21 protein-coding genes are annotated in these 26122 nt (G+C 53.2%); all 21 read left to right on the top strand.

Annotated features, from left to right (window positions below; genetic code table 11):
• Window positions 1-11 precede the first annotated feature (11 nt).
• The 21 genes from WMO41_RS09665 (at window position 12) to mobB (ending at window position 26048) form a co-directional block, all read left to right on the top strand.
• Complete coding sequence (locus tag WMO41_RS09665; RefSeq protein ID WP_349229560.1) at window positions 12-1775, top strand: peptidoglycan D,D-transpeptidase FtsI family protein; 1764 nt, start codon at window positions 12-14, stop codon at window positions 1773-1775.
• A gap of 101 nt (window positions 1776-1876) precedes the next feature.
• On the top strand, window positions 1877-2845 hold the full coding sequence (mraY, locus tag WMO41_RS09660) for a phospho-N-acetylmuramoyl-pentapeptide-transferase (RefSeq protein WP_177291403.1): 969 nt from the start codon (window positions 1877-1879) through the stop codon (window positions 2843-2845).
• 24 nt (window positions 2846-2869) lie between these two features.
• Window positions 2870-4225 carry a UDP-N-acetylmuramoyl-L-alanine--D-glutamate ligase gene (gene murD / locus WMO41_RS09655; protein ID WP_177291402.1) on the top strand — a complete coding sequence of 452 codons (1356 nt, stop codon included), beginning with the start codon at window positions 2870-2872 and terminating at the stop codon, window positions 4223-4225.
• A gap of 10 nt (window positions 4226-4235) precedes the next feature.
• Window positions 4236-5369: an FtsW/RodA/SpoVE family cell cycle protein gene (locus tag WMO41_RS09650; protein ID WP_349229559.1), complete on the top strand. Its 1134-nt coding sequence runs from the start codon at window positions 4236-4238 to the stop codon at window positions 5367-5369.
• Window positions 5370-5484: 115 nt separating this feature from the next.
• Complete coding sequence (murA, locus tag WMO41_RS09645; protein ID WP_494338445.1) at window positions 5485-6903, top strand: UDP-N-acetylglucosamine 1-carboxyvinyltransferase; 1419 nt, start codon at window positions 5485-5487, stop codon at window positions 6901-6903.
• Window positions 6809-7510: a cell division protein FtsQ/DivIB gene (locus WMO41_RS09640; protein WP_349229557.1), complete on the top strand. Its 702-nt coding sequence runs from the start codon at window positions 6809-6811 to the stop codon at window positions 7508-7510. The genes murA and WMO41_RS09640 overlap by 95 nt, the downstream gene beginning before the upstream one ends.
• A gap of 136 nt (window positions 7511-7646) precedes the next feature.
• Window positions 7647-8888: a cell division protein FtsZ gene (ftsZ, locus tag WMO41_RS09635; RefSeq protein ID WP_349229556.1), complete on the top strand. Its 1242-nt coding sequence runs from the start codon at window positions 7647-7649 to the stop codon at window positions 8886-8888.
• Window positions 8889-9075: 187 nt separating this feature from the next.
• Window positions 9076-9948, top strand: a complete 873-nt coding sequence (locus tag WMO41_RS09630; protein ID WP_349229555.1) for a sigma-E processing peptidase SpoIIGA — start codon at window positions 9076-9078, stop codon at window positions 9946-9948.
• An 18-nt stretch (window positions 9949-9966) separates the two neighbouring features.
• Complete coding sequence (sigE, locus tag WMO41_RS09625; protein WP_177291396.1) at window positions 9967-10707, top strand: RNA polymerase sporulation sigma factor SigE; 741 nt, start codon at window positions 9967-9969, stop codon at window positions 10705-10707.
• Window positions 10700-11875: a stage II sporulation protein P gene (locus WMO41_RS09620; protein ID WP_349229554.1), complete on the top strand. Its 1176-nt coding sequence runs from the start codon at window positions 10700-10702 to the stop codon at window positions 11873-11875. The genes sigE and WMO41_RS09620 overlap by 8 nt, the downstream gene beginning before the upstream one ends.
• Before the next feature lie 112 nt (window positions 11876-11987).
• Entirely contained in the window at window positions 11988-13802 is a 1815-nt protein-coding gene (lepA, locus tag WMO41_RS09615) for a translation elongation factor 4 (RefSeq protein ID WP_118530299.1), read from the top strand.
• Window positions 13795-15057, top strand: a complete 1263-nt coding sequence (hemW, locus tag WMO41_RS09610; RefSeq protein ID WP_349229553.1) for a radical SAM family heme chaperone HemW — start codon at window positions 13795-13797, stop codon at window positions 15055-15057. Before lepA ends, hemW begins: the two co-directional genes overlap by 8 nt.
• Window positions 15058-15202: 145 nt before the next feature.
• Entirely contained in the window at window positions 15203-16474 is a 1272-nt protein-coding gene (locus WMO41_RS09605; RefSeq protein WP_349229552.1) for a glycoside hydrolase family 10-like protein, read from the top strand.
• A gap of 78 nt (window positions 16475-16552) precedes the next feature.
• Complete coding sequence (locus tag WMO41_RS09600) at window positions 16553-17077, top strand: adenine phosphoribosyltransferase (protein WP_349229551.1); 525 nt, start codon at window positions 16553-16555, stop codon at window positions 17075-17077.
• Window positions 17078-17230: 153 nt separating this feature from the next.
• Window positions 17231-18121 carry a YdcF family protein gene (locus tag WMO41_RS09595; RefSeq protein ID WP_349229550.1) on the top strand — a complete coding sequence of 297 codons (891 nt, stop codon included), beginning with the start codon at window positions 17231-17233 and terminating at the stop codon, window positions 18119-18121.
• Between the two features lie 36 nt (window positions 18122-18157).
• Window positions 18158-21091, top strand: coding sequence for an insulinase family protein (locus WMO41_RS09590; protein WP_349229549.1), 2934 nt, complete (start codon window positions 18158-18160; stop codon window positions 21089-21091).
• 21 nt (window positions 21092-21112) lie between these two features.
• Complete coding sequence (era, locus tag WMO41_RS09585; RefSeq protein WP_349229548.1) at window positions 21113-22105, top strand: GTPase Era; 993 nt, start codon at window positions 21113-21115, stop codon at window positions 22103-22105.
• A gap of 3 nt (window positions 22106-22108) precedes the next feature.
• Window positions 22109-22798 (top strand): DNA repair protein RecO, encoded by a 690-nt coding sequence (gene recO, locus WMO41_RS09580; RefSeq protein WP_349229547.1) that lies wholly within the window; start codon window positions 22109-22111, stop codon window positions 22796-22798.
• Window positions 22799-22869: 71 nt separating this feature from the next.
• Window positions 22870-23517 carry a hypothetical protein gene (locus WMO41_RS09575; RefSeq protein ID WP_349229546.1) on the top strand — a complete coding sequence of 216 codons (648 nt, stop codon included), beginning with the start codon at window positions 22870-22872 and terminating at the stop codon, window positions 23515-23517.
• 18 nt (window positions 23518-23535) lie between these two features.
• Window positions 23536-24924, top strand: a complete 1389-nt coding sequence (locus WMO41_RS09570; RefSeq protein WP_349229545.1) for a glycine--tRNA ligase — start codon at window positions 23536-23538, stop codon at window positions 24922-24924.
• Entirely contained in the window at window positions 24924-26048 is a 1125-nt protein-coding gene (gene mobB, locus WMO41_RS09565) for a molybdopterin-guanine dinucleotide biosynthesis protein B (RefSeq protein ID WP_349229544.1), read from the top strand. Before WMO41_RS09570 ends, mobB begins: the two co-directional genes overlap by 1 nt.
• Window positions 26049-26122 lie beyond the last annotated feature (74 nt).

Raw genomic sequence — 26122 nt, 5'->3', positions numbered from 1 at the left:
AGGGAGCCGGTATGGAATATGGAAATCGGAGCGCGTTTCTGACCCACCACCGGAGAAGGATAGCCGTCCTGTTTGGTCTGCTGTGTTTGGGCATGGTGGGACTTGCAGGGCGGCTTGTGTTTCTTATGATGTACCGGGCGGATCATTACAGTGAGATGGCAGAGGAGCTGCATCAGCGGGAACGCGCTATCAAGGCAGCCAGAGGACGGATTCTGGACGCAAATGGCACGGTGATTGCGGCGAACCGCACCGTCTGTACCATTTCCGTGATCCACAATCAGGTGACGGAGCCGGATGTGGTCATCCACAGTCTGTGCGAAATCCTGGGGATGGAGGAGGCCGGAGTCCGGAAAAAAGTGGAAAAACGAAGTTCCCGTGAGATTATCCGCACCAATGTGGATAAGGAAACCGGAGACCGGATCCGGGAACTGCATCTGGCCGGAGTGAAGGTGGATGAAGACTACAAACGGTATTATCCCTTTGACAGCCTGGCTTCCAAAGTACTCGGTTTTACCGGCGGTGATAATCAGGGAATCATTGGGCTGGAGGTTACATACGAATCTGTTTTAAAAGGAAAGAACGGTACCATCCTCACCATGGCGGACGCGGCGGGCGTGGAACTGGAAAATGCGTTTGAGGAGCGGATTGAGCCGGTGGCAGGAGCAGATCTCTACCTGAGCCTGGATGTGAACATCCAGCAGTATGCCGAGCAGGCGGCACGGACCGTTATGGAACGAAAGGGCGCAAAGCGGGTATCGGTGATCGTCATGGATCCGCAGAACGGGGAAATTATGGCAATGGTCAATGTACCCGAATTTAATCTCAATGATCCGTTCACATTAAATACGGAAGAGAGTACGGCACTTTCCGCAAAAGAAAAACAGGAACGTCTGAACCAGATGTGGAGGAATCCGGCTATCAATGATACCTACGAGCCGGGCTCCACCTTTAAGATCATTACCGCGGCGGCGGGACTGGAGGCGGGGGTGGTATCTCTGACGGACCAGTTTTCCTGCCCGGGCTTCCGGGTGGTGGAGGACCGCAAAATCCGCTGCCACAAGGTGGGAGGACATGGAAGTGAGACCTTTTTGCAGGGGGCCATGAATTCCTGCAATCCGGTCTTCATTGATGTGGGCCAGCGCCTTGGCATTGACCGGTACTGCCAGTATTTTGAGCAGTTTGGCCTGCGGGAAAAAACGGGCATTGACCTGCCTGGAGAGGCAGGGACCATCATGCACAAAAAGGAAAATATGGGCCTTGTGGAGCTGGCGACCGTTTCCTTTGGCCAGTCTTTTCAGATCACGCCCATTCAGCTGATCACCACAGCGGCTTCCATTGTGAATGGCGGAACACGGATCACGCCCCATTTCGGAGTGAAGGCTGTGGCAGCAGATGGAAGCTTCCTTCACCGCTTCTCCTACCCGGAGGGAAAACGGATTCTCTCGGAGGAGACCAGTAAAACCATGCGCTACGTGCTGGAACAGGTGGTGGCGGAGGGCAGCGGAAAGAAGGCGGCGGTGGCAGGATTCCGCATTGGAGGAAAAACTGCCACTTCGGAAAAGCTTCCCCGGAGCCTGAAAAAATATATTTCCTCCTTCGTCGGTTTTGCTCCGGCGGATGATCCCCGGGTGATCGCCCTGATCACCATTGATGAGCCGCAGGGAATCTACTACGGCGGCACCATTGCGGCACCGGTGATCGCGGATATTTTTCAGAATATCCTGCCCTATCTTGGCATCCGGCAGGAGCCGGTTACAGAGAAAACGCAAAGGTGAGCTCTCGCGAAAAGTTTACTGGAAACAACCTTGCAAAGAAAATAGAAAAGACGTATACTTATCAATATGTCAAAAATACATAAGGAATTTAGGAGAGTATTATGATTAACGAAACCATTCTTGCGATCATCATCGCATTTGCAGTCAGCGCGATCCTCTGTCCGGTCGTGATCCCGTTTCTGCATAAGCTGAAATTTGGACAGCAGGTCCGTGAAGACGGTCCCCAGGCGCATTTAAAGAAGCAGGGAACCCCGACTATGGGCGGCCTGGTATTCTTAACCGCCGTGGTCATTACGTCCCTGTTATATATCCGTGAGTATCCGCGCATCATTCCGGTGCTGTTCATGACGGTTGGCTTTGGCGTGATCGGATTTCTGGATGACTACATCAAGATCGTAATGAAGCGCTCCGAGGGTTTAAATCCGGTGCAGAAGCTGATCGGCCAGTTTATCATTACCGGTATTTTTGTATATTATCTGGTATGCTCCGGTGAGGTGGGAACCTCCATGCTGGTTCCGTTTACCGGCGGATTTGAACATGGAATCTATCTGGATCTTGGCTTTTTGTTCATCCCGTTTGTGTTCTTTGTTGTGCTCGGCACCGACAACGGCGTGAACTTCACAGACGGCCTGGATGGCCTGTGCACTAGCGTTACCATTCTGGTGGCAACCTTTTTAACCATCATTTCCATTGGCGAGAACAGCGGCATCAGCCCGATCACCGGAGCGGTGGTGGGCAGCCTGCTTGGTTTTTTACTGTTTAATGTTTATCCGGCAAAGGTATTTATGGGAGACACCGGTTCCCTTGCGCTGGGCGGCTTTGTCGCTTCCAGCGCCTTCATGATGCAGATTCCGTTATTCATTCCCATCATCGGTCTGATCTACCTGGTGGAGGTGCTTTCGGTCATCATGCAGGTGTCTTACTTTAAGGCAACCCACGGAAAGCGTATTTTCCGCATGGCGCCGATCCACCATCATTTTGAGCTGGGCGGATGGTCTGAGACCCGTGTGGTCGCAGTCTTTTCCATCGTGACCGCGCTGCTCTGCCTGGTGGCGTACTTAGGATTGTAATCGGAAGGACAGGAGGTATATGAGATGAGTCAGAAAGTATTAGTGGCAGGTACCGGCAAGAGCGGTATCGCGGCAGCAAAGCTTCTTCTTGCCATGGGCGGCGAGGTCGTGCTTTACGATGGCAACGACAAGCTGGACCCGGAGAAGATCAAAGAAAATTTTGAGGAAGACGCAAAGGTCACCATTGTTCTGGGCGAATTGACAAGACCGGATCTTTTAGGTGTGGAGCTTTCCATCATCAGCCCGGGTATTCCGTTAGACGCTCCGTTTGTGCCGGTTTTGGATGAGGCCAAGATTCCGATCTGGAGTGAGATTCAGCTGGCTTACCATGTGGCAAAGGGTAAACTCATCGCTATTACCGGAACCAACGGAAAGACTACGACCACGGCTCTGACCGGAGCGATCATGAAGACCTTCTTTGATGAGGTGTTCGTGGTAGGAAATATCGGCATTCCGTACACCGATGTGGCACTGGATACCACCGATAAGTCTGTGACGGTGGCTGAGGTCTCCAGCTTCCAGCTTGAGACCATCATGGATTTCCATCCGAATGTCAGCGCCATCTTAAATATCACGCCGGATCATTTAAACCGTCACGGCACCATGGAGAATTACATTGAGGTGAAGGAGCGCGTGGCAGTGAACCAGACTGAGGATGACTGCATCGTGCTGAACTATGACGACAAGGTACTGCGGGAGTTCGGTGAAAAGAAGGATCTGAAACCGAAGGTCATCTTCTTCTCCAGCACCCAGACCTTAAAAGAGGGCATGTACCTGGACGGCGACATGATGATCTATGCCCATGATGGCAAAAAAGAAGAGGTCTTAAACGTAAAGACGGATATGCAGCTTCTCGGCAAGCACAACTATGAGAATGTCATGGCGGCGGTAGCCATGAGCATCCGCATGGGCGTGCCGATGGAATCAATCCGCAAAGCCGTAAAAGAGTTCAAGGCGGTAGAGCACCGCATCGAGTTTGTGCTGGAGCGCTCCGGCGTCCGCTATTACAACGATTCCAAGGGAACCAACCCGGACGCGGCCATTCAGGCCATCCGCGCGATGCCGGGCCCGACCGTGCTCATTGCAGGCGGTTACGACAAGCACAGTGAGTATGACGAGTGGATCGAGGAGTTCGGTGACAAGGTGAAATATCTGGTGCTGATCGGCCAGACCCGAGACAAGATCGCGGAGTGCGCGAGAGCCCACGGTTTCACCGATATCATGTATGCGGAGGATATGGCAGAGGCAGTGCGTGTCTGCGCGGCTTATGCCAACGCGGGAGACAATGTGCTTCTCTCCCCGGCCTGCGCAAGCTGGGGCATGTTCGATAACTACGAGCAGCGCGGCGAGATTTTCAAGGAATGTGTAAGAAACCTGTAGGAGGAGTGATATGGCAAAGAAGAACCGGCCGAAACGGTTTTATGATTACAGCCTGCTGTTCTGTATCATATTTCTGTCGGTGTTTGGACTGGTCATGATCTACAGCGCCAGTTCCTACACAGCACAGTTAAAATATAACAATGCCGGTTATTTCATGATGCGTCAGCTTAAGATCGGGGCAGGAGGACTGGTCCTGGCTCTGATCATTTCCAAACTGGATTATCACTGGTACGCGAAATTTTCCATGTTTGCCTACCTGTTGTCTTATGTGCTGATGATTGCGGTTACCCTGGTCGGTAAGGAGGTAAACGGTAAGAAACGCTGGCTGGGTGTCGGCTCCTTAAGCTTCCAGCCGACGGAGTTTGTAAAGATCGCACTGATCATCTTTCTGGCGGTGCTGATTACCCGTATGGGAGCCAGTGTCAACACCTGGAAGAATATGGCCCGTGTCATGGGCTTTGCGCTCCCGATTGCCGGCATTGTAGCGGCAAATAACTTAAGTTCCGGTATCATCATTGCGGGAATTGCTTTTGTAATGCTGTTTGTGGCCTGCAAAAAGCAGTGGCCGTTTTACGCCTGTGGCGGTCTGGCCATTCTGACGGTAGTCACGGCTGGCCCCCTGGCAATTTTTCTCGAGAAGATCAAGCTGTTAAAGCCGTATCAGTTAAGCCGTATCCATGTATGGCTTTCTCCGGAAAGTTACCCGATGGACGGCGGTTATCAGGTGCTTCAGGGACTTTATGCCATCGGCTCCGGCGGCCTCTTCGGCAAGGGACTGGGCGAGAGTATCCAGAAGATGGGCTTTGTGCCTGAGGCGCAGAACGATATGATCTTCTCCATCATCTGTGAGGAGCTGGGATTGTTCGGAGCGGTCTCCATCATTCTCATTTTCCTGTTTATGATCTACCGCTTCATGCTGATTGCCAACAACGCGCCGGATCTTTTAGGGGCGCTGATCGTGGTGGGCGTTATGGCGCATATTGCGATCCAGGTTATCTTAAACATCGCGGTAGTAACCAACACGATTCCGAATACCGGAATTACGCTTCCGTTCATCAGTTACGGAGGCACGTCGGTTCTCTTTCTGATGATGGAGATGGGCATGGTGCTTGGTGTCTCCAACCAGATCCGGCTGGAGCGGTAAGCGGTATCAGCGCCTGCGCGAAAAATGTGATTCCGGACAGAAAACTCTGAACCGATGGTTCTGAATGTACATAAGATAAGGAAGATGGAAGATTGTGTACAGGAGGGATCGCGGATTGTCTGTGCTTCGGATAGAAGGGTTACACAGTCTGGAAGGAAGTATTAAAATACAGGGTTCCAAAAACGGGGTGCTGCCGGTCATGGCAGCATCTCTTCTTCATAACGGAACCACGGTACTGGAGCATATCCCCAAAATACAGGATGTTTTCTGTATGTTGGGGATTTTGAACGCTTTGGGGGCAGAATGCCGGCTGGAGGGAAACCGCCTGTATATTTCGGCAGCTACCCTTTCTTCTGCGGAGATACCGGAGGCGCTGGCCGGACAGATGCGCTCGTCCGTCATGTTGTTAGGTCCGCTGCTGGCGCGGCTGGGGAGGGTAGAAACCAGTCTGCCCGGCGGCTGCCGCATTGGAAAGCGGCCGGTGGATCTGCACATCCGGGGACTTGAGGCACTGGGCGCGGCTGTGCGGATTGAGGAGAACCGGATCCGGGCCGAGGCACCGCCTGCGGGACTTCTTGGGGCAAACATCCATCTGCCCTATCCGAGTGTGGGAGCCACGGAAAATATTTTAATGGCCGCAGCAGGGGCCAGGGGAGAGACCGTGCTTACCGGAGCTGCCAGGGAACCGGAAATCGGAATCCTGTGCAGCTTTTTAAAGACGATGGGGGTTTCGGTGGAGGGAGCCGGAAGCTCCGTGATCCGTGTCCGGGGAAGCGGCGGGTTTCAGGATTCCCGTTTCCTGCTTCCGGGGGACCGCATTGTGGCCGGAACGTATCTGGGGGCGGTTCTTTGCGCGGGGGGCCATGTGCTTCTGGAGCAGGCTCCGGCAGAGCATATGGGAAAAACACTCTGGACGGCAAAGCAGATGGGGGCGCGGCTGGAGCCGGTGGAGCAGGGCATCTGGGTCTCCATGCGGGGACGGCCCAGGCCAGTGCAGATTGAGACAGGACCGTACCCGGAGTTCCCCACAGATATGCAGTCGGTCATGATGGCAGCGGCTGCCCTTGCGGATGGAACCTCCCACATCCGGGAGAATGTATTTGAAAACCGTTTTTGCGTGGCAAAAGAATTGCAGAAACTCGGGGCACATATTATAATAGAAGACAAATTTGCGCAGGTGAGCGGCGTAGAGGCCTTAAAGGGCACCAGCGTGATGGCAGAGGACCTGCGGGGCGGCGCGGCACTGGCGGCAGCGTGTCTTGCGGCAGAGGGAACCAGTCTGCTTGGCGGTTATGAACATATCCGCCGCGGCTATGAGGATATCTGCAGGGATCTGGCCGGAGCAGGAGCCCGCATCGAACTGCTTTCGCAGGCGGAGAACAGCTTTTCAGACGATAGGAGAAAAGAAACAGATGGAATATGGATCAGGCAGGAAAAAAATGGTGATCCTTCTGGCAGCGGTATTTCTGCTGCTTGTGGTCATAGCGGGCGTGTGCTCCATCCGGATCCGGGAGATCAGGGTTACGGGAAATGAAAAATATACAGACGAACAGGTGGCAGATCTGGTGTTTCCGGACAACACAAGTCGCAGCACGGTGCTCTGTTACCTGCGCGAACATTTCGGAAAGCATGAGGAAATTCCATTCGTGGAGGATTACAAGCTGGTGATCAAAGGCCTGAACCGGGCGGAGATCATTGTATACGAAAAGAGCGTGGTGGGCTATGTGTCCTATATGAGCAGTTATATGTACTTTGACAAGGACGGTATTATCGTGGAAAGCTCCAGTCAGAAGCTTCCCGGCATCCCGTGGATCACGGGCCTGAAATTCGGTCATATCGTCCTTTACCAGAAGCTTCCGGTGGAGAGTGAGCGGGTTTTTGAGGAAATCTTAAACCTGACCCAGATCTTATCCATCTATGACCTGAGTGTGGACAAGATCCAGTACAACACGCTGGGGGAGGCCACGCTGTACATGGGTGAGATTGAGGTGATCCTGGGCAGCAATGAAGGACTCAACGGCAAGATCGCGGAGCTGGGGGACATGCTCCCGCAGCTGGAAGGAAAGAGCGGAACCCTGTATCTGGACAATTACGACGAGACCAGGACCAACCCCATGTATACCTTTAAGCCAAAGGACTAGTTTTTCAGCTTTTTTGCGAAAAAAACGGTTGATATTTTTTCAGAAATCACCTATAGTATTTACTAGACTAGTTTTTGATATAATGTTACAAAACTGTTACAAAAGGCCAATGAAAGAAGTTAAGGAGGAATCAGTCTTGTTAGAGATTAAGATAAATGAAGCGGAAAACTCCGCAAAGATCATTGTGATCGGTGTCGGCGGTGCCGGCAACAATGCAGTAAACCGCATGGTAGATGAGAATATTGCGGGTGTGGAGTTCATCGGCATCAACACAGATAAACAGGCACTGCAGTTCTGTAAGGCACCGACCGCCATGCAGATCGGCGAGAAGCTGACCAAGGGATTAGGCGCAGGCGCAAAGCCGGAGGTTGGCCAGAAGGCAGCAGAGGAGAGCTCTGAGGAGATTGCACAGGCTATCAAGGGCGCAGACATGGTATTTGTTACCTGTGGTATGGGCGGCGGTACCGGTACCGGCGCAGCTCCGGTCATCGCAAAGATCGCGAAGGACATGGGCATCCTGACTGTCGGTGTTGTAACCAAGCCGTTCCGTTTCGAGGCAAAGGCACGTATGAGCAACGCGCTGGCAGGCATTGAGAATTTAAAGGCAAGCGTTGATACCCTCATCGTGATCCCGAATGACAAACTTCTTGAGATCGTTGACCGCAGAACCACCATGCCGGATGCTTTAAAGAAAGCAGACGAAGTGCTGCAGCAGGCCGTTCAGGGAATCACCGACCTGATCAACGTACCGGGCCTGATCAACCTCGACTTCGCAGATGTTCAGACCGTTATGACCGACAAGGGCATTGCTCATATCGGTATCGGACATGCCAAGGGTGACGACAAGGCTGTTGAGGCTGTAAAGCAGGCAGTAGCAAGCCCGCTGTTAGAGACCACCATCGAGGGCGCTACCCACGTGATCATCAACATTTCCGGCGATATCAGCCTGATCGAGGCAAACGAGGCAGCAAGCTACGTTCAGGAGCTGGCTGGAGATGACGCAAACATCATCTTCGGTGCTATGTACGACGAGAACGCTCAGGACGAGGCTACCATCACCGTAATCGCAACCGGCCTGGACGCTCACGCAAACACTCCGGTCAACAAGGCTATGGCAGAGTTTGGCAACTTCAAGCCGAAGATGCCGTCCGGTTTAAACTTAAACACCCAGAGCCGCACCGCTGCCGCTGAGGCAAGCGCAACTGCTCCGAAGGCAGCTCCGCAGCTTCACGCACAGGCTCCGACGGTAAAACCGGTTCAGACTCAGGCTCCGCAGCAGACTGCTTCCGCGCAGACCGCAGCACCGGGCCAGGGTTCCTACCGCCCGTTAAACCAGACTCAGATCAATATCCCGGATTTCTTAAAGAATAAGAGATAAGCAGTCACACAAACAAAAATCGACAAAGACAGAAGACCAGATTTGGCCTTCTGTCTTTTTTTGTCGTTCAAAAACGGGAATCCGCTCCATCCGTTTGACAAAATTTTCCCCTCAGAATGATTATAATGATGGACATGAGCTGTGAGAATGATTATGAACGCTCATGACAGCAGGAGGACACGGTGTAATGACGGAAACACTGTATCTGGATCTGTTTTTTCTGGTGAACCTGGCTGCGGATTGCTATCTGCTGTTTCTTACCGGACTGGTTCTTCGTGAACCTGTGAGGAAGCGAAAAGGGCGGCTGCTTCTCGGGGCAGTTGTGGGTGCCGCGGCGGGCTGTGCTTTGGTGTTTTTCCCGAACCTGCCGGTATCTGTCTGGATCCTTCTGGAACTGGTGTTGCCGGCGGTGCTCATGACACGAGCTGCTTTTGGGCGTGGCGGTCTGTTGGAACTATTGCGGCGGACTACCGTGCTGTGGATGGCAGCAGCGCTGACCGGTGGGAGCTTTTCGCTTCTGGAATCTGCGGGAGGCGGCAGGGAGCTGCCGGTGAGCGGGAACGCGCCACAGGCTTTTGTGGGTACTGTAACAGCGGTCTGGGAGCAGACACCCTGGACCTTCCGGAAATTTGGGCTGGCCCTCAGCGTGGCAGGGGGAGCACTGTGGGCCGGAACCGTATTTCTGAGACAGGGAATGGCATTTCACAACAGCCTGTATGAGGCGACATTGTATTACCAGGGAAAACAGAAAACAGTACGGGCTCTGCGGGATACAGGGAACCAGCTGTATGAACCTTATCACCACCAGCCGGTTCACATCCTGGAACGGAGTGCGGGCCTGGAGTTTGGCGAAGCGGCTGCCCAGGTCATTTATGTTCCCTTCTGTTCGGTGGGAAAAGAACACGGGATCCTGGCCGCCGTCCGCATGGACCGGATGGAAATCCGGCAGCGGGGAAGGCTGGTCCGGGTTCTGGAGAACCCGTGGGTGGCGTTTTGCGAAACGCCGCTGTCCGCGCGGCATCGGTACGAAATGCTGTTACACGGGGAGCTAACATTATAAGATCGGGAGGATGGAAAAGTGATTGTGAAAGTTTCAGTACCAAATCGTTTTCAGTTTAAGGCAGTTCCTTCCTTTACCACAATGCTGTGGCAGAAAAAGGGAGAGGTCCACTATATCGGAGGCGCGGATATTCTGCCTCCTCCGCTGGAGAGCAAAAAGGAGGCGGAGATGATCTCACTTCTGGGAACCGAGGGGGAAAAGGAAGCACGGTCCCTTCTGATCGAGCATAATCTGCGCCTGGTGGTCTACATAGCAAAGAAATTTGACAACACGGCAGTCGGGGTAGAGGATCTGATCTCCATCGGCACCATTGGCCTCATTAAGGCCATCAATACCTTCAATCCGGAGAAGAATATTAAGCTGGCCACCTACGCCTCCCGCTGCATTGAAAACGAGATCCTTATGTATCTGCGCCGCAGCAGCAAGACGAAGGCAGAGGTCTCGATTGATGAGCCGCTTAACGTAGACTGGGACGGAAATGAACTGCTGCTCTCGGACATTCTGGGGACGGATGATGACATCATCTACCGGGGCCTGGAGGATGAGACAGAGCGGCAACTGCTAAAATCTGCCATCGACCGGTTAAGTCCCAGAGAGAAGACTATTGTGGAACTGCGGTACGGCTTAAAGAGCGCGGAGGGAGAAGAGATGACCCAGAAGGAAGTGGCAGACCATCTGGGAATCTCCCAGTCCTATATTTCCCGCCTGGAGAAAAAGATCATGAAGCGTCTGAAAAAGGAAATTGTCCGTTTTGAGTAATCTGCTGGTCTGGGTGTTGAGAGGACTTTTGGCGTTGTGCCTGCAGCTTCGGTACCCGGCGGCGCGGTTTCAGAATGAAGAACCGGTGCGGAGAGATCCGTCCTACGCGGTTTACGAGACATACAGGTATGCGTACGAGCGGTACGGATACCTGTTTTCGTATGCGGAGGAAACGGGCGCGGGACCGGCGGAAAATCGTTTATGGCAAGGCGGGAGCGGGAACGCCGGGGCAGTCGGCGGCGGACAGGAAAGTACCGGGGCAGACGGGAGGGTTCAGGGCGGAAATGGAGATCTGGCTGGTTGGAATGGCCTGGAGGACGGCAGCACCGGTGCGGGCGGAAGTGCAGGCTCAGCCGGAACGGAAGCGGGGCAGGCTGGTAATGGAACTGCGCTCCCTGCAGCCGCCCTGGCACAGCTGCAGGATTATGACTATCTGATGAAACATTACTTCAGCGTGCATGCCTCCACGACAGCGGACCGCGGTCTTATGAAAGCAGAGAAGCTTCTTGGAACCGATGTAGGTTTAACAAAGAACCCGGAAGTGCCCCAGATCCTCATTTACCACACCCACGCCAGCGAGACCTACGCGGACTACGGGCCCCGGAACCCGGACGCGAATGTGGTGGGAGCCGGGACTTATCTGGCAGAACTCCTGCGGCAGCGCGGCTGGAATGTGATCCATGACACCACAGCCTATGACCGGAAGGAAGGAACGCTGGAGCGCAGCCGGGCCTACACCTATGCGCTGGAGGGCATCCAGGGGATTTTGCAGGAACATCCCACCATTGAGGTGATCCTGGACCTGCACCGGGACGGGGTGTCAGATTCTTTGCGGCTGGTGCAGGATATTGGCGGAAAGCCCACGGCGCAGATCATGTTCTTTCAGGGGATGAGCCGCACGCCGGAGGGGGAGATTGCCTATCTGCCAAACCCGTACCTGCAGGAAAATCTGGCCTTCTGCTTTCAGATGCAGCTGGCCTGTGGCCGGTATCCGGGATTCACCCGAAAGATTTATTTAAAAGGCCTGCGCTACAACCTGCATCTGCGGGGGCGTTCGTCCCTGATCGAAGCCGGAGCCCAGACCAGCACAAAGGAAGAGGTCTGGAATGCCATGGATCTGTTGGCGGAGGCAGTGGATGCCGTACTTCAGCCGGTAGTGTATGAATAGCGCAGAAACGGCGCAGGCTGGGCCACAATCCGGTCTTGCATGGAATCTGAAAAAATGATATGATAGTAAATTGACAAAACAGACCTTATACGTTATTGGAGGAAATAAATACATGGCATCAATGGACCAAAGCAAGATCCGCAATTTCTGTATCATCGCCCACATTGACCACGGCAAATCCACTCTGGCAGACCGCATCATCGAGATGACCGGCCTTCTGACCAGCCGCGAGATGCAGGCGCAGGTACTGGACAACATGGATCTGGAGCGGGAGCGCGGCATTACCATCAAGTCCCAGGCTGTCCGCACCGTCTATCACGCAAAAGATGGAGAAGAATATATTTTTAACCTGATCGACACCCCAGGACATGTGGACTTTAACTACGAGGTATCCCGAAGCCTGGCAGCCTGCGACGGCGCAATCCTTGTAGTAGACGCAGCCCAGGGCATTGAGGCCCAGACTCTGGCGAATGTGTATCTGGCGCTGGATCATGACCTGGATGTCTTCCCGGTTATCAACAAGATTGATCTGCCGAGCGCAAGACCGGACTGGGTTGCGGACGAGATCGAGGATGTCATCGGCATTGAGGCCCATGACGCGCCGCGCATCTCCGCAAAGACAGGCCTGAATGTGGAGGATGTACTGGAGGCCATTGTCCACAAGGTTCCGGCTCCGGTGGGAGACCCGGAGGCACCGCTGCAGGCCCTGATCTTTGACTCCCTGTACGACCCGTACAAGGGCGTGATCGTATTCTGCCGTATCAAAGAGGGAACCGTGAAGAAGGGTACCCTGATCCGCATGATGGCAACCGGGGCCCAGGAGGAAGTCGTTGAGGTCGGCTACTTCGGCGCAGGCCAGTTTATCCCGTGCGACGAGCTGAGTGCCGGTATGGTTGGCTACATCACGGCCAGCATTAAGAACGTGAAGGATACCCGGGTGGGTGATACCATCACCGACGCGAACCGTCCGTGCGCAGAGCCGCTTCCGGGCTATAAGAAGGTAACCTCCATGGTTTACTGCGGCCTGTATCCGGCAGATGGAGCAAAATACAATGATCTGCGTGATGCGCTGGAAAAGCTGCAGTTAAACGACGCGTCCCTGTATTTTGAGCCGGAGACCTCCATTGCCCTGGGCTTTGGTTTCCGCTGTGGTTTCCTTGGCCTGTTACATCTGGAAATCATTCAGGAACGTCTGGAGCGTGAGTACAACCTGGATCTCGTTACCACGGCGCCGGGCGTTGTATACCGCGTTCACAAGAAAAACGGCGAGATGATTGAGCTGACTAACCCGTCCAACCTGCCGGACCCGACCGAGATCGAGTACATGGAGGAGCCGATCGTCAGCGCGGAGATTATGGTGACCACCGAGTTTGTAGGCGCCATTATGACGCTGTGCCAGGAGCGCCGCGGCGTTTACCATGGCATGGAATATATTGAGGAGACGAGAGCACTCTTAAAGTATGACCTTCCGTTAAATGAGATCATCTACGATTTCTTTGACGCGTTAAAATCCCGCTCCAGAGGCTACGCGTCCTTCGACTACGACATGAAGGGCTATGAGACCTCTGAGCTGGTAAAACTGGATATCCTCATCAACAAGGAAGAAGTGGATGCCCTGTCCTTCATCGTGCATGCGGATTCCGCTTACGAGCGAGGCAGAAAGATGTGTGAGAAGTTAAAAGAGGAGATCCCGCGCCATCTGTTTGAAATCCCGATCCAGGCAGCGGTGGGCGGCAAGATCATTGCCCGTGAGACCGTAAAAGCCATGCGCAAGGATGTTCTGGCCAAGTGTTACGGCGGCGATATCTCACGTAAGAAGAAGCTTCTGGAAAAACAGAAGGAAGGAAAGAAACGAATGCGTCAGGTGGGCAATGTAGAAATCCCGCAGAAGGCATTCATGAGTGTTCTGAAATTAGACGATGAATAAACGAGAACTGGAACTTTATATTCACATCCCGTTCTGTGCCCGCAAGTGCGCCTACTGCGACTTTTTGTCCTTCGCAGCGCCGGAGCGGGTGTACCGGGACTATATGGACAAGTTGCTGGAAGAAATCTGCGGCCAGGGTCCGAATTTTCAGGAGTACCGTGTGTCCACGATCTTTGTGGGCGGCGGTACTCCGTCCATTCTTCCGGCGGACCTGATCATGGAGCTGTTCGCGACGCTCTCTGAGAATTTTGACATCTCCCCGGACGCGGAGATTACCATGGAAGCCAATCCGGGAACCCTCACCATGGAAAAGCTGGAGGTGTACCGCCAGAGCGGTGTAAACCGCTTAAGCATCGGCCTGCAGTCCGCGGATGACAAAGAACTGAAATACTTAGGGCGCATCCATTCCTACGACTCCTTTTTAAAGAGCTTTCAGAGGGCGAGACAGGCAGGCTTTAAAAATATCAATGTGGACTTGATGTCTGCCCTGCCGGGACAGGATGTGCATTCCTGGAAAAATACCCTGAAAAAAGTCATGATGCTGAAACCGGAGCATATCTCTGCCTACAGCCTTATCATTGAGGAAGGAACGCCGTTTTATGAGCGGTTTGGAGAGCCGCAGGGCAAACAAAGCAGCGTGGTATGCGGGGAATCTGACGCAGACAGAGGCGGCGCGCTTCCGGCACCGAAAACCGCTGCTGAGATAGCGGCCCGGGCGGCAGTCATGACGCTGCCGGATCTCCCGGATGAGGATACGGACCGGGAAATGTATCATCTGACCAAAGAGATGATGGCTGCCCATGGCTATGACCGCTATGAGATTTCCAATTACGCGAAGAAAGGCTATGAATGCCGCCATAACATCGGATATTGGACTGGCGTGGAGTACCTGGGGCTTGGCCTTGGCGCGTCCTCCTATACCTACGGCTACCGTTACCATAATACGGAAAACCTGCAGGAGTATCTGTCTTTAAACCTGTACGAGGGCGGAGCGGCCGCCCGTGACATTGAAGAGCTTTCCCTGGAAGATAAAATGGAAGAATTCATGTTTGTGGGCCTGCGCATGATGAAGGGAGTCTCCGGCAGTGAATTCCTGGACCGTTTCGGGCAGAATATGTGGAATGTCTACGGGGATGCCTTAAAGAAGCTGGAGCAGCAGGGCCTCATTGAAGTAGATGCGCCCATGGTGCGTTTAACAGAGCTTGGAATCGATGTCAGCAACGTGGTTTTAAGTGAATTTCTGCTGGACCGGTAACCTGTTTCGATGGTTTTTCTTAAGGATTTGTTTCCTTGTTCTTTCCGGTGTCCTTTGCTATACTATCTATGAAAAATAATGGTAAAAAAAGGATGCGGGAATGCGAAAACAACCCGTTTTGGAAAGACATCCGGGAGGGACTGGAATGCTGATACAAAAGAAACTGAATCGGGACGCGGGAAAGCCGCGCCTGAGACTGAAACAGGCGTTTAGCCTGCTGTTTGCGTGCCTGCTGGTTTTACAGACCGGCATGGTCACGGCCTTTGCCGCTCCGTCGGCATCGGTCATCCGCTCCGATGAGCTGCGGGGCGTATGGATTTCCTATCTGGACTGGGAAAGGCTTCCGGCAGATCAGGAATCCTTTAAACATGAAGTAGATAAGATGCTGGACCGCTGTCTGGAACTGAAGATGAATGCTGTGTTTGTGCATGTGCGCCCGGACGCGGACGCCATGTATCCGTCCGCGTATTTTCCGTGGTCCCGTTTTGTGACGGGAACCCAGGGGCAGAATCCCGGCTACGATCCCTTTGCGATCTTTGTGAAAGCAGCCCACAACAAGGGCCTGCAGATCCATGCCTGGATCAATCCATACCGCGTGACCGGTTATCACAATACCTGGGATCAGGTTTCGGACCAGAACCCGGCAAAAAAGTGGCTGACGGACGGGGATCCTTCCAATGACCGCTGGGTTTTAAAGCAGAATGGCGCTTATTACTTTAATCCGGCCATTCCACAGGTGCGGGAGCTCATCATCAACGGCGTGCGGGAGATCGCGCAGAAGTATACGGTGGACGGCATTCACTTTGACGATTATTTTTATCCGGAAGTGGACAACAATAATGAGAGCCGCTGGTTTGACAAGCCGGAATATGAAGCTTCCGGCAGCAGCTTAAGCATCGCCCAGTGGAGGCGGGAAAATGTCAACGAGCTGATCCGCGGCGTCTATAAGGCAGTCAAAGAGGCAAGGCCTTCCGCGCAGTTCGGCATCAGCCCGGAGGGCTATGTGGACCATCTGCGCAGTGACAACCGTCTGTTTACCGACATCGACACCTGGCTGTCCCACGACGGCTATGTGGATTACATTATGCCGCAGATTTACTGGGGCTTTGAGCATCAGCTGTCCAACGGCAGCCCGGCGCCCTTTGCGTTTGAGAACAACTTAAAGACCTGGATCAGCCTGGTAAAGAAGGGCCACGCGAAGCTCTATATCGGCCTGGCCATGTACAAGGCAGGAAGCAACGCAAGAGACAATACCGGAATTCCGGAATGGAAACGCTACGACGATGTTATCAGCCGCCAGGTGGAGGCCGGACGGGCCAGCGGAGCGGTATCCGGCTATTGTTTTTATGAGTACGGTTCCTTCCAGGAGGATGTGTGTCAGAAGGAAGTAAAGAACCTGATGAAGGTATTCCGGTAGCAGTGCCGGAATGCATGCGCAACGCGCAGACAATCATAAATAAAGCGTTTCCGAACGCTCGGATAAAGGAGAACAGAGATGAAAAAGTTAGAGGATTACGTAGTAAGCATTCCGGATTTCCCGGAGCCGGGAATCATTTTCCGCGATGTTACCTCCATTTTGCAGGATGCGGACGGACTGGCAATGGCCATTGACAGCATCCGTGAGATGGTAAAGAATCTGGACTACGATGTGGTTGTGGGACCGGAGTCCCGCGGTTTTATCTTCGGTGTGCCGGTTGCCTACGCAGAGCACAAGAGCTTCGTGCCGATCCGCAAGAAAGGCAAGCTGCCGCGTGAGACCATCACCGCAAAGTATGATCTGGAGTATGGCACTGCCGAGATTGAAATCCACAAAGATGGCATCAAACCGGGCCAGAAAGTGGTAGTTGTGGACGATCTCATTGCCACTGGCGGCACCACCGAGGCCATTGCAGGCCTTATTGAGCAGCTGGGCGGCAAGGTCGTAAAGCTCTGCTTTGTGATGGAGCTTGCAGGCCTCAAGGGACGTGAGCGCCTTGCCGGATACGACGTAGAGTCCGCAATCATCTACGAAGGAAAATAAAATTCAGAAGGGATTGCAGCAGGGGTGAAAATCCGCAATAACGGATTTTCACCCTTTATTTATGTGATTAGCCTTGTGGCGTTTTCGGAAATGCAGTATAATTATTCCAACTGTGCTGTGTTTTACGGCATAAAAATTATAAGAGGTGAAACGATGTTAATATGGGTCTTCACTGCGGCGGCGGTGCTTTGCCTGGTGTACTACGGAGTCATTGTGCTGTATGCGGGATTTGGCACTTCGTTTGCTGTGTTGTGGCTTTTGGTCGGCGGATTTTTTGGGGCTACGGCCGCCAGCATCCACTTTTATCAGAAGTATCCGGAACGGGTGCCGCTGTGGCTTCCGGTCCCTTTTGTAACCTTGTGCGCTTCCGGCCTGATGATTGTTCTGGTGACACAGATTCTGATCTTCGGGCGCATCCCGGCGGCGGCAGAGCCTTCGCTCGATTACGTGATCGTGCTGGGGGCCAAGGTGAAACCGGACGGAACCTTAAGCAAAACCTTAAAACTCCGGCTGGATAAGGCACTGGAGTATCTGAAGGAGAATCCGGAGACCATGCTGGTGCTTTCTGGCGCAAAGGGAGACGCGGAGCCGTGTTCCGAGGCGGATGCCATGGAAGCGTATCTTCTGGAGCAGGGGGCAGATCCGGAACATCTTCTGAAAGAAGAGCAGTCCTTCAGTACGGTGGAGAATCTGGCCTACAGTAAAATTTTAATTGAAAACCGGGAGCTGGAATATCAGCGGGAACAGGAACGCAAAGCAGAGGCAGACCGGCTGCTCCATGCGCCGGGAGAAACGGAAGGGGAAGTGGAAGACGGGCCCGGGGCAGGAATATCCGCAGACAACATCCCGGTTCCTGCGCGCCAGCCGCGCATTGGTATCATTACCAGCAATTTTCATCTCTGCAGGGCCGGGATGATCGCAAAAAAGCAGGATTATGGTACCGTCTACGGCATTGCGTCGGAGGCAGATAAGGTGCTGCTGGTGCATTTTTCCCTGCGCGACGGCATTGCACTGTTAAAAGACCGCCTGATGGGTAATCTATAAAAAACGGAAAAGACAGACAGGAAAGGAAGAAAACGCATGAGTCAGTTAGAAGCAATCAAAAAACTGGATGCCTACCGTGTGGTAGAACATAAAACAATCGAGGAGATGCAGTCAGAAGGCATTGTGCTGGAGCATAAGAAAACAAAAGCCAGACTGTTTCTGGTATCAAATGACGATGAGAACAAGGTATTCTGCATCGGATTCCGCACCCCGCCGGACAATGACTGCGGACTGCCGCATATTCTGGAGCACAGCGTGCTCTGCGGCTCCGACAAATTCCCGTTAAAGGATCCGTTTGTGGAACTGGTAAAGGGTTCCTTAAACACCTTCTTAAATGCCATGACCTACCCGGATAAGACCGTATATCCGGTGGCAAGCTGCAACGACAAAGATTTCCACAATCTGATGGATGTCTACATGGATGCTGTGCTTCATCCGAATATCTATAAAGAAGAGAAAATCTTCCGCCAGGAGGGCTGGCACTATGAGCTGGAGAGCAAAGACGCTCCGCTCATCTACAATGGTGTTGTATACAATGAGATGAAGGGCGCTTACTCTTCTCCGGAGAGCATTTTAGATAGTGTGACCCAGAAGACCCTGTTCCCGGATACCTGCTACGGCAAGGATTCCGGCGGTGACCCGGTACACATTCCGGAGCTGAGCTACGAGAAGTTCCTGGATTTCCATAAGACCTACTATCATCCGTCCAACAGCTACATCTATCTCTATGGAGATATGGATATGGCGGAGAAGCTGACCTGGCTGGATGAGGAATATTTAAGCCACTACGAGGAGCGCCCGGTAGATTCCCGCATCCGGGAGCAGAAAGCTTTTGAAGCTCCGGTGGAGCGCGAGTTCTCCTACTCCATCACCGAAGGGGAGTCTGAGGGGGACGCAACCTATCTTTCCGTCAATACCGTTGTGGGAGATGATCTGGATCCGAAGCTGTATGTGGCGTTCCAGATCCTGGAGTATACCCTGCTCGACGCGCCGGGCGCGCCGTTAAAGCAGGCACTCATTGACGCGGGAATCGGTAAAGATGTTATGGGCGGCTATGAGAACGGCATTTTACAGCCGTACTTCTCTGTCATTGCCAAGGATGCCAATAAAGAGCAGAAGGGCGAATTCCTGGCTATTGTTAAAGGCACCCTGCGCAAGCTGGCGGACCAGGGTATCAACCGCAAGAGCCTGCTGGCCGGCATGAACTACTTTGAGTTTAAATACCGTGAGGCAGATTATGGCTCTGCGCCGAAGGGCCTGATGTACGGCCTGCAGTGTCTGGACAGCTGGTTGTACGACGGAGACCCGATGACCCACCTCTGCTATCAGGAAACCTTTGATTTCTTAAAGAAGGAAGTGGAGAATGGCTATTTTGAGCAGCTGATCCGGGATTATCTGTTAGACAATCCGTTTGAAGCTGTCATTGTGGTGGCTCCGGAGAAGAACCTGACAGCAAAAGAAGACGAGAAGCTGGCGAAGAAGCTGGCAGACTATAAGGCTTCCCTGTCTGAGGAAGAACTGGAGGCGCTGGTGACTGCCACCAGAGAATTAAAAGAGTATCAGGATACCCCGTCCACCCCGGAGGTTCTGGCGAAAATCCCGCTCTTAAGACGGGAAGACATCGAGAAAAAGGCAGAGACCTTCTTCTGGACAGAGAAAGAAGAGGCCGGCATCAAGGTGCTGCACCACAACTTCTTTACTTCTGGTATCGGATATCTGAAGGTGCTGTTCAACACCGAGGTGCTGCCGCAGGAAGACCTTCCATATGCAGGCCTGTTAAAATCCGTTCTGGGATCCATCAGCACGGAGCATTACAGCTATTCCGATTTAACCAGTGAGATTCACTTAAACAGCGGCGGCGTGGACTTTTCCGTAACTTCCTACCCGGATCTGGCAGACCCGGAGCGCTTTACCGGAGCTTTCGTGGCAAGCATTCGTGTGCTGTACGATAAGCTGGATTTTGGTTTCACCATGCTGGAGGAGATTCTGAATCACTCTGTATTTACAGATGAGAAGCGTCTGGGAGAGGTAATTCAGGAGACCCGTTCCCGCGCGAAGATGAAGCTGGAGAACGCAGGACACAGCACGGCAGTATCCCGCGCGACCTCCTATTTCTCCGCAACCGCTTATTACAATGAGCTGACCGGCGGTACCGCATACTATCATTTTCTGGAGCAGCTGGAGAAGGATTACGCAGAAAAGAAGGGCGAGATCATCGCGAGACTGCAGGAGGTAAGCAAAAAGCTCTTTACCAGAGTCAATATGCTGGTCAACTACACGGCAGACGACAAGGGCTACGAGAAGCTTCCTGAGACTTTAAAGCTTCTGGCAGACAAGCTGCCGCAGGGAAGCGGAGAGAAGCATGCCTTCAGACATCCGGTCAAGAACCTGAACGAGGGCTTAAAGACTTCTGCCCAGGTAGATTATGTGGCCCGCTGCGGCAATTTCCGCAGTGCAGGACTCGAGTATACGGGTGCTTTGAAGATTCTTCAGGTGATCTTAAGCTATGATTACCTGTGGCTGAATATCCGCGTAAAAGGTGGCGCCTATGGCTGCATGAGTGGTTTCGGACGTTCCGGCGAGGGCTATCTGGTATCCTACCGTGACCCGAACTTAAAAGAGACCAACGAGATTTATGAGGGCATTCCGGCTTATCTGGAGGCCTTTGACCCGGATGAGCGCGACATGACCAAGTATGTTATCGGAACCATCAGCAATCTGGACGCTCCGCTGACTCCGTCCGTGAAGGGCAGCAGAGGCCTTTCTGCGTACCTGTCCGGCGTAACGGAGGAGATGATGCAGACCGAGCGTGACCAGATCTTAGGAGCCACCAAGGAAGACATCCGCGCGCTGGCTGCCCAGGTACGGGCAGTTCTGAGCACCGGAAGCTTCTGCGTAGTCGGAAACGAAGAGAAGATTGAGGCAAGCCGCGGCATGTTTGGCGAGGTTTCCAGTCTTACAAGAGGATAAGTATTTCGAAAGGATAAATTTATGGCAAAGAAACCGGAAGGTACGAATTTTGATAAACTGCTGGAAGAACTGAACGGCAAGAAAACCGGGGCAGGCGGAGAAAACCAGTCCGCCCCGGTTCAGAAGAAATCTGGCTTTGTAACCCTGATCGGACGGCCGAACGTGGGCAAATCCACCCTGATGAACCATCTGATCGGCCAGAAAATCGCTATTACATCGGATAAACCTCAGACCACCAGAAACCGCATTCAGACCGTCTACACCGACGAGCGCGGCCAGATCATTTTCCTGGATACCCCGGGTATCCACAAGGCGAAAAACAAGCTGGGCGAGTATATGGTGAATGTGGCTGAGCATACCTTAAAAGAGGTAGACCTGATTTTGTGGCTGGTGGAGCCCAGCACCTTCATCGGTGCCGGTGAGCGCCACATTGCCGAGCAGCTTCAGGGCATTAAGACCCCGATCATCCTGGTCATCAACAAAACCGATACGGTAAAAAATCAGGAAGACATCCTGACCTTCATCAATGCCTACAAGGATATCTGCAATTTCGCGGAGATTGTTCCGGTGTCCGCCCTGCGAGATAAGAACACCGATACACTGCTGGAGCAGCTGTTCAAGTACCTGCCCTACGGTCCGCAGTTCTATGATGAGGATACCGTCACAGACCAGCCGATGCGCCAGATCGCGGCGGAGCTGATCCGGGAGAAGGCCCTGCGCCTGCTGGATGAGGAAATCCCCCATGGCATTGCGGTTACCATTGAAAAGATGAGTGAGCGGCCAAACGGCATCATAGATGTGGAGGCGACCATCATCTGTGAGCGGGATTCCCACAAGGGCATCATCATCGGCAAGGGCGGCGCCATGTTAAAACGTATCGGCTCCGCGGCCAGAAGAGAGCTGGAGAATATGCTGGAGACGAAAGTAAACCTGCAGATCTGGGTCAAAGTGAGAAAAGAGTGGCGTGACAGCGAACTGTTGATGAAAAACTACGGATACAATCCAAAGGAATAAGCTGTGAGAGAATCTGTGAATCTGACCGGTATGGTCTTAAAGGCATCCCCGGTGGGGGATAACGACCGGAGGCTGGTCATCCTGACCCGGGAGCGTGGCAAGATCACAGCCTTTGCCCGGGGAGCCAAGCGGCCCGGAAGCCAGCTCATGGGCGTGACCAGGCCCTTTGTATTTGGCACCTTTAAGCTGTACGAGGGCCGGGACGCCTACAATCTGCAGGGAGCCGATGTACTCAATTATTTTGCGGAGATCCCCCAGGATATGGAAGCAACCTGCTACGGATCCTATTTTCTGGAATTCGCGGATTACTACAGCCGGGAGAATCTGGAGGCCACGGAGCAGCTTCTGCTGTTGTACCAGTCCCTGCGGGCCCTGCTAAAACCGGCGCTTCCCAAACCGCTCATCCAGGCGGTGTTTGAGCTTCGCAGCATGGTCATCAACGGAGACTACACGGAGCATCCGCCCCGTCCGGTCAGTGATTCCGCAAACTACGCTTGGGAGTATATCATCGCCTCGCCGCTGGAATCGCTGTACACCTTTGTGCTGGCACCGGAGGTGCTGGAGGAACTGCGGCACTGCGTGGAGCTGAACAAACGACGCTTCATTGACCGGGAATTTCATTCCCTGGAGATCCTGCGGATGATGGAGACGGCTGCAAGGCTGACGAAAACCGTACCGGCCGGGAAAAAATAAGGTGTTGAAAAACCTGCCATGAACAGGTATAATCCTAGATAGCCCTGTGGTGCAGGGGAGTGAGGAGATTTATGAAAAAGAACATTGCGGTTTTGACTGCATCCGCACTGCTTGCAGCAGTCTGGACTGCAGGCTGTTCTGCAGGCTCAGGAAAGACCTGGGATGGTTCCGAGAACAGCATTTATGTGGCGGATGACTTAAGCGTGCAGAGCGCCATGGTCTACACGTCCGAAAAGGAGAATGATTTATACAGCGCCGAGGGCCTGGCTGAGTTCGCGAAGGAGCAGATTGCTTCTTATAATGAAGAACAGGGCGCGGCGGCTGAGGCAGAGAATCCTGAAGACGGTGAAAAACTTCCGGCAGCGCTTGTGAGCAGCAGCCTGGAGGGACAGACCGGAAGGCTGGTATTTGCCTACAAAACACCGGAGGACTTTGTAAAGTTTTCCGAAGAAAACGGGGATGATACCCACACGGTGATTTCCCTTGCGGTCTTTGATACGGAAGAAGCAAAGCTCCCGGATCTGGCCTACAAAACACCCGCCGGGAAGAACGCGGACATTCAGAAGGCTGCCGCAAAGGACAGCCACATGGTACTTACCGAAGGCTCTGCAACGGTTTACACGGAAGGAAAAATCCTCTATGTGACCGACGGCGTGGAAGTAAAAAGTGATCATTCAGCAGTGACCCCAGAGGGAACCGGCTGTATTATATTCAAATAAAAAGAGAGGTTATCGACGATGGAAAAGACAATGGAGAAAATTGTAGCGCTGGCCAAGAGCAGAGGATTCGTTTATCCGGGTTCCGAGATCTACGGCGGTCTGGCAAACACCTGGGATTACGGCAACCTTGGCGTAGAGCTGAAGAACAACGTAAAGAAAGCATGGTGGCAGAAATTCGTTCAGGAGAGCCCGTACAACGTAGGCGTTGACTGCGCGATCCTCATGAACTCCCAGACCTGGGTAGCTTCCGGACATCTGGGTGGTTTCTCTGATCCGCTGATGGACTGTAAGGCATGTAAGGAGCGTTTCCGTGCCGACAAGCTGATCGAGGACTACATGGCAGAGAACGGCATCACCGTCGAGGGCAGCGTAGACGCATGGTCTCAGGAAGAAATGAAGAAATACATCGATGACAACAACATCTGCTGCCCGAGCTGCGGCAAGCATGACTTCACCGATATCCGTCAGTTCAACCTGATGTTCAAGACCTTCCAGGGTGTAACCGAGGACGCAAAGAACACGGTATACTTAAGACCGGAGACCGCACAGGGTATCTTCGTAAACTTCAAGAACGTACAGCGTACTTCCAGAAAGAAAGTTCCGTTTGGTATTGGACAGATCGGTAAGTCCTTCCGTAACGAGATCACTCCGGGTAACTTTACCTTCCGTACCCGTGAGTTCGAGCAGATGGAGCTGGAGTTCTTCTGCAAACCGGGCACCGACCTTGAGTGGTTCCAGTACTGGAGAGGCTTCTGCCGCGACTGGCTGCTGGCACTGGGCTTAAAGGAAGACGAAATCCGTCTCCGCGACCATTCTCCGGAGGAGCTGTGCTTCTACAGTAAGGGTACCACCGATATCGAGTTCCTCTTCCCGTTCGGATGGGGCGAGCTGTGGGGTATCGCAGACAGAACCGACTACGACTTAACCCAGCATCAGAACACCTCCGGCGCGGATATGACCTACTTTGATGACGAGTCAAAGGAGAAATACATTCCGTATGTCATCGAGCCGTCACTGGGTGCTGACCGTGTAACCCTGGCATTCCTGTGTGCAGCATACGATGAGGAAGAGATCGGTGAGGGTGATGTGCGTACCGTGCTTCACTTCCATCCGGCCATCGCACCGGTTAAGATCGGTATTCTTCCGCTGTCCAAGAAGTTAAACGAGGGCGCTGAGAAGGTATACGCAGAGCTGTCCAAGTACTACAACTGTGAGTTCGATGACAGAGGCAACATCGGTAAGAGATACAGAAGACAGGATGAGATTGGTACTCCGTTCTGCATCACTTATGATTTCGAGTCTGAGGAAGACCAGGCAGTGACCGTCCGCGACCGTGATACCATGGAGCAGGTTCGTGTGCCGATCGCTGAGTTAAAGCAGTACTTCGAGGATAAATTCCGTTTCTAATGAAAGAAAACAAATTACAAACCGTAGGCGCAGTCGCCGGGTACATTCTCTCAGGAGGAAGAAACACACGCATGGAGGGACAGAAAAAACTGTTCCTCCGCTATGCGGGTGAGACCTTCTGCCAGAGAATTTTGCATGCCTGTGACTGTCTGCCTGCGGTTTATTTGTCTGTAGATAACAAAGAACCCTACAGAAAAGCCGGTCTGCCCATGGTCGAGGACCGGTGGAGGGGGATCGGGCCGCTTGGCGGCATTGCCTCCGGACTTCTGACATGCAAAGAAGACGCGCTTTTTGTGATGGCCTGCGACATGCCGATGATGGAGCGGCAAACCGTAGAGCGGATGCTGGAGACGTATGAGAAGATCTGCTGCGAGACTGCAGCTGCGAAGGCAGAGCGTCCGGCCGGGCCAGAGTCTGCGAACGCAGCGGAAAGCGCGGATGGGGCCAACCTGCAACCGCCTGTGCTTGTGACGTCCCAGAATGGGCGCATCCACCCGCTCTTTGGAATTTACCCAAAGCGCGTGCTTCCGTTTGCGGAAGAACTGATCCGGGAGGGGGATTACCGTATCATGCACTTTCTGGAGCGGGCCGGATACCGGACACTGGAGCTGGAACCGGAAAGCCACGCCATGGAAAATATCAACAGTACGGAAGAATATCGCAGACTGGCGGAAGCGCAAAATGCGGGGGAGAATCCGTACACAGCCGCTCATCCCTTTGTATTTGCCATCAGCGGCTATAAAAACAGCGGCAAGACGACCCTGATCACAAGACTCATTCCAGAACTTACAGGGCGCGGATACAAGGTGGCCGTCATCAAACACGATGGCCATGATTTTAAAAGTGATGTTCCGGGGACGGACAGCTATCGCCATCAGAAAGCGGGCGCTTACGGAACCGCTGTGTTTTCCAAAAACCGATTTCTGATCACGAAAGAATGTCATGGGATTACGGAGCGGGACCTGTTTTCCGCCTTTCCGGAGGCAGACATCATCCTGATCGAGGGATTAAAAAACAGCAGCTATCCGAAATATTTCTGCGCGTATCCGGAAAAACCGCTGCCGGATGCAGCAGGACTGGCAGACGAAATGGAAAAGATCATGCAGCAGACTGCACCTGTATAATTTTTAGACTAAAAAACTATTTTTCAGATTCGTCAAAATGGCAAATTACACATTCGCATATACGAATTCTTATC

Source organism: Ventrimonas faecis, from assembly GCF_040096075.1.
Taxonomy (GTDB): Bacteria; Bacillota; Clostridia; order Lachnospirales; family Lachnospiraceae; genus Brotaphodocola; species Brotaphodocola faecis.
Note: the sequence above shows the minus strand (reverse complement) of the source record. Positions and strands in the feature narration are given on the sequence as shown.

What these genes read in the sequence shown, in the direction of transcription:
- hemW (WP_349229553.1), top strand. Translation starts at nt 13,795, where the DNA reads ATGAATAAACGAGAACTGGAACTTTATATTCACATCCCGTTCTGTGCC.
- mobB (WP_349229544.1), top strand. Translation starts at nt 24,924, where the DNA reads ATGAAAGAAAACAAATTACAAACCGTAGGCGCAGTCGCCGGGTACATT.
- WMO41_RS09665 (WP_349229560.1), top strand. Translation starts at nt 12, where the DNA reads ATGGAATATGGAAATCGGAGCGCGTTTCTGACCCACCACCGGAGAAGG.
- WMO41_RS09650 (WP_349229559.1), top strand. Translation starts at nt 4,236, where the DNA reads ATGGCAAAGAAGAACCGGCCGAAACGGTTTTATGATTACAGCCTGCTG.
- WMO41_RS09605 (WP_349229552.1), top strand. Translation starts at nt 15,203, where the DNA reads ATGCTGATACAAAAGAAACTGAATCGGGACGCGGGAAAGCCGCGCCTG.
- WMO41_RS09640 (WP_349229557.1), top strand. Translation starts at nt 6,809, where the DNA reads ATGGTGATCCTTCTGGCAGCGGTATTTCTGCTGCTTGTGGTCATAGCG.
- murD (WP_177291402.1), top strand. Translation starts at nt 2,870, where the DNA reads ATGAGTCAGAAAGTATTAGTGGCAGGTACCGGCAAGAGCGGTATCGCG.
- mraY (WP_177291403.1), top strand. Translation starts at nt 1,877, where the DNA reads ATGATTAACGAAACCATTCTTGCGATCATCATCGCATTTGCAGTCAGC.
- WMO41_RS09570 (WP_349229545.1), top strand. Translation starts at nt 23,536, where the DNA reads ATGGAAAAGACAATGGAGAAAATTGTAGCGCTGGCCAAGAGCAGAGGA.
- WMO41_RS09595 (WP_349229550.1), top strand. Translation starts at nt 17,231, where the DNA reads ATGTTAATATGGGTCTTCACTGCGGCGGCGGTGCTTTGCCTGGTGTAC.
- WMO41_RS09600 (WP_349229551.1), top strand. Translation starts at nt 16,553, where the DNA reads ATGAAAAAGTTAGAGGATTACGTAGTAAGCATTCCGGATTTCCCGGAG.
- WMO41_RS09575 (WP_349229546.1), top strand. Translation starts at nt 22,870, where the DNA reads ATGAAAAAGAACATTGCGGTTTTGACTGCATCCGCACTGCTTGCAGCA.
- WMO41_RS09630 (WP_349229555.1), top strand. Translation starts at nt 9,076, where the DNA reads ATGACGGAAACACTGTATCTGGATCTGTTTTTTCTGGTGAACCTGGCT.
- lepA (WP_118530299.1), top strand. Translation starts at nt 11,988, where the DNA reads ATGGCATCAATGGACCAAAGCAAGATCCGCAATTTCTGTATCATCGCC.
- era (WP_349229548.1), top strand. Translation starts at nt 21,113, where the DNA reads ATGGCAAAGAAACCGGAAGGTACGAATTTTGATAAACTGCTGGAAGAA.
- WMO41_RS09590 (WP_349229549.1), top strand. Translation starts at nt 18,158, where the DNA reads ATGAGTCAGTTAGAAGCAATCAAAAAACTGGATGCCTACCGTGTGGTA.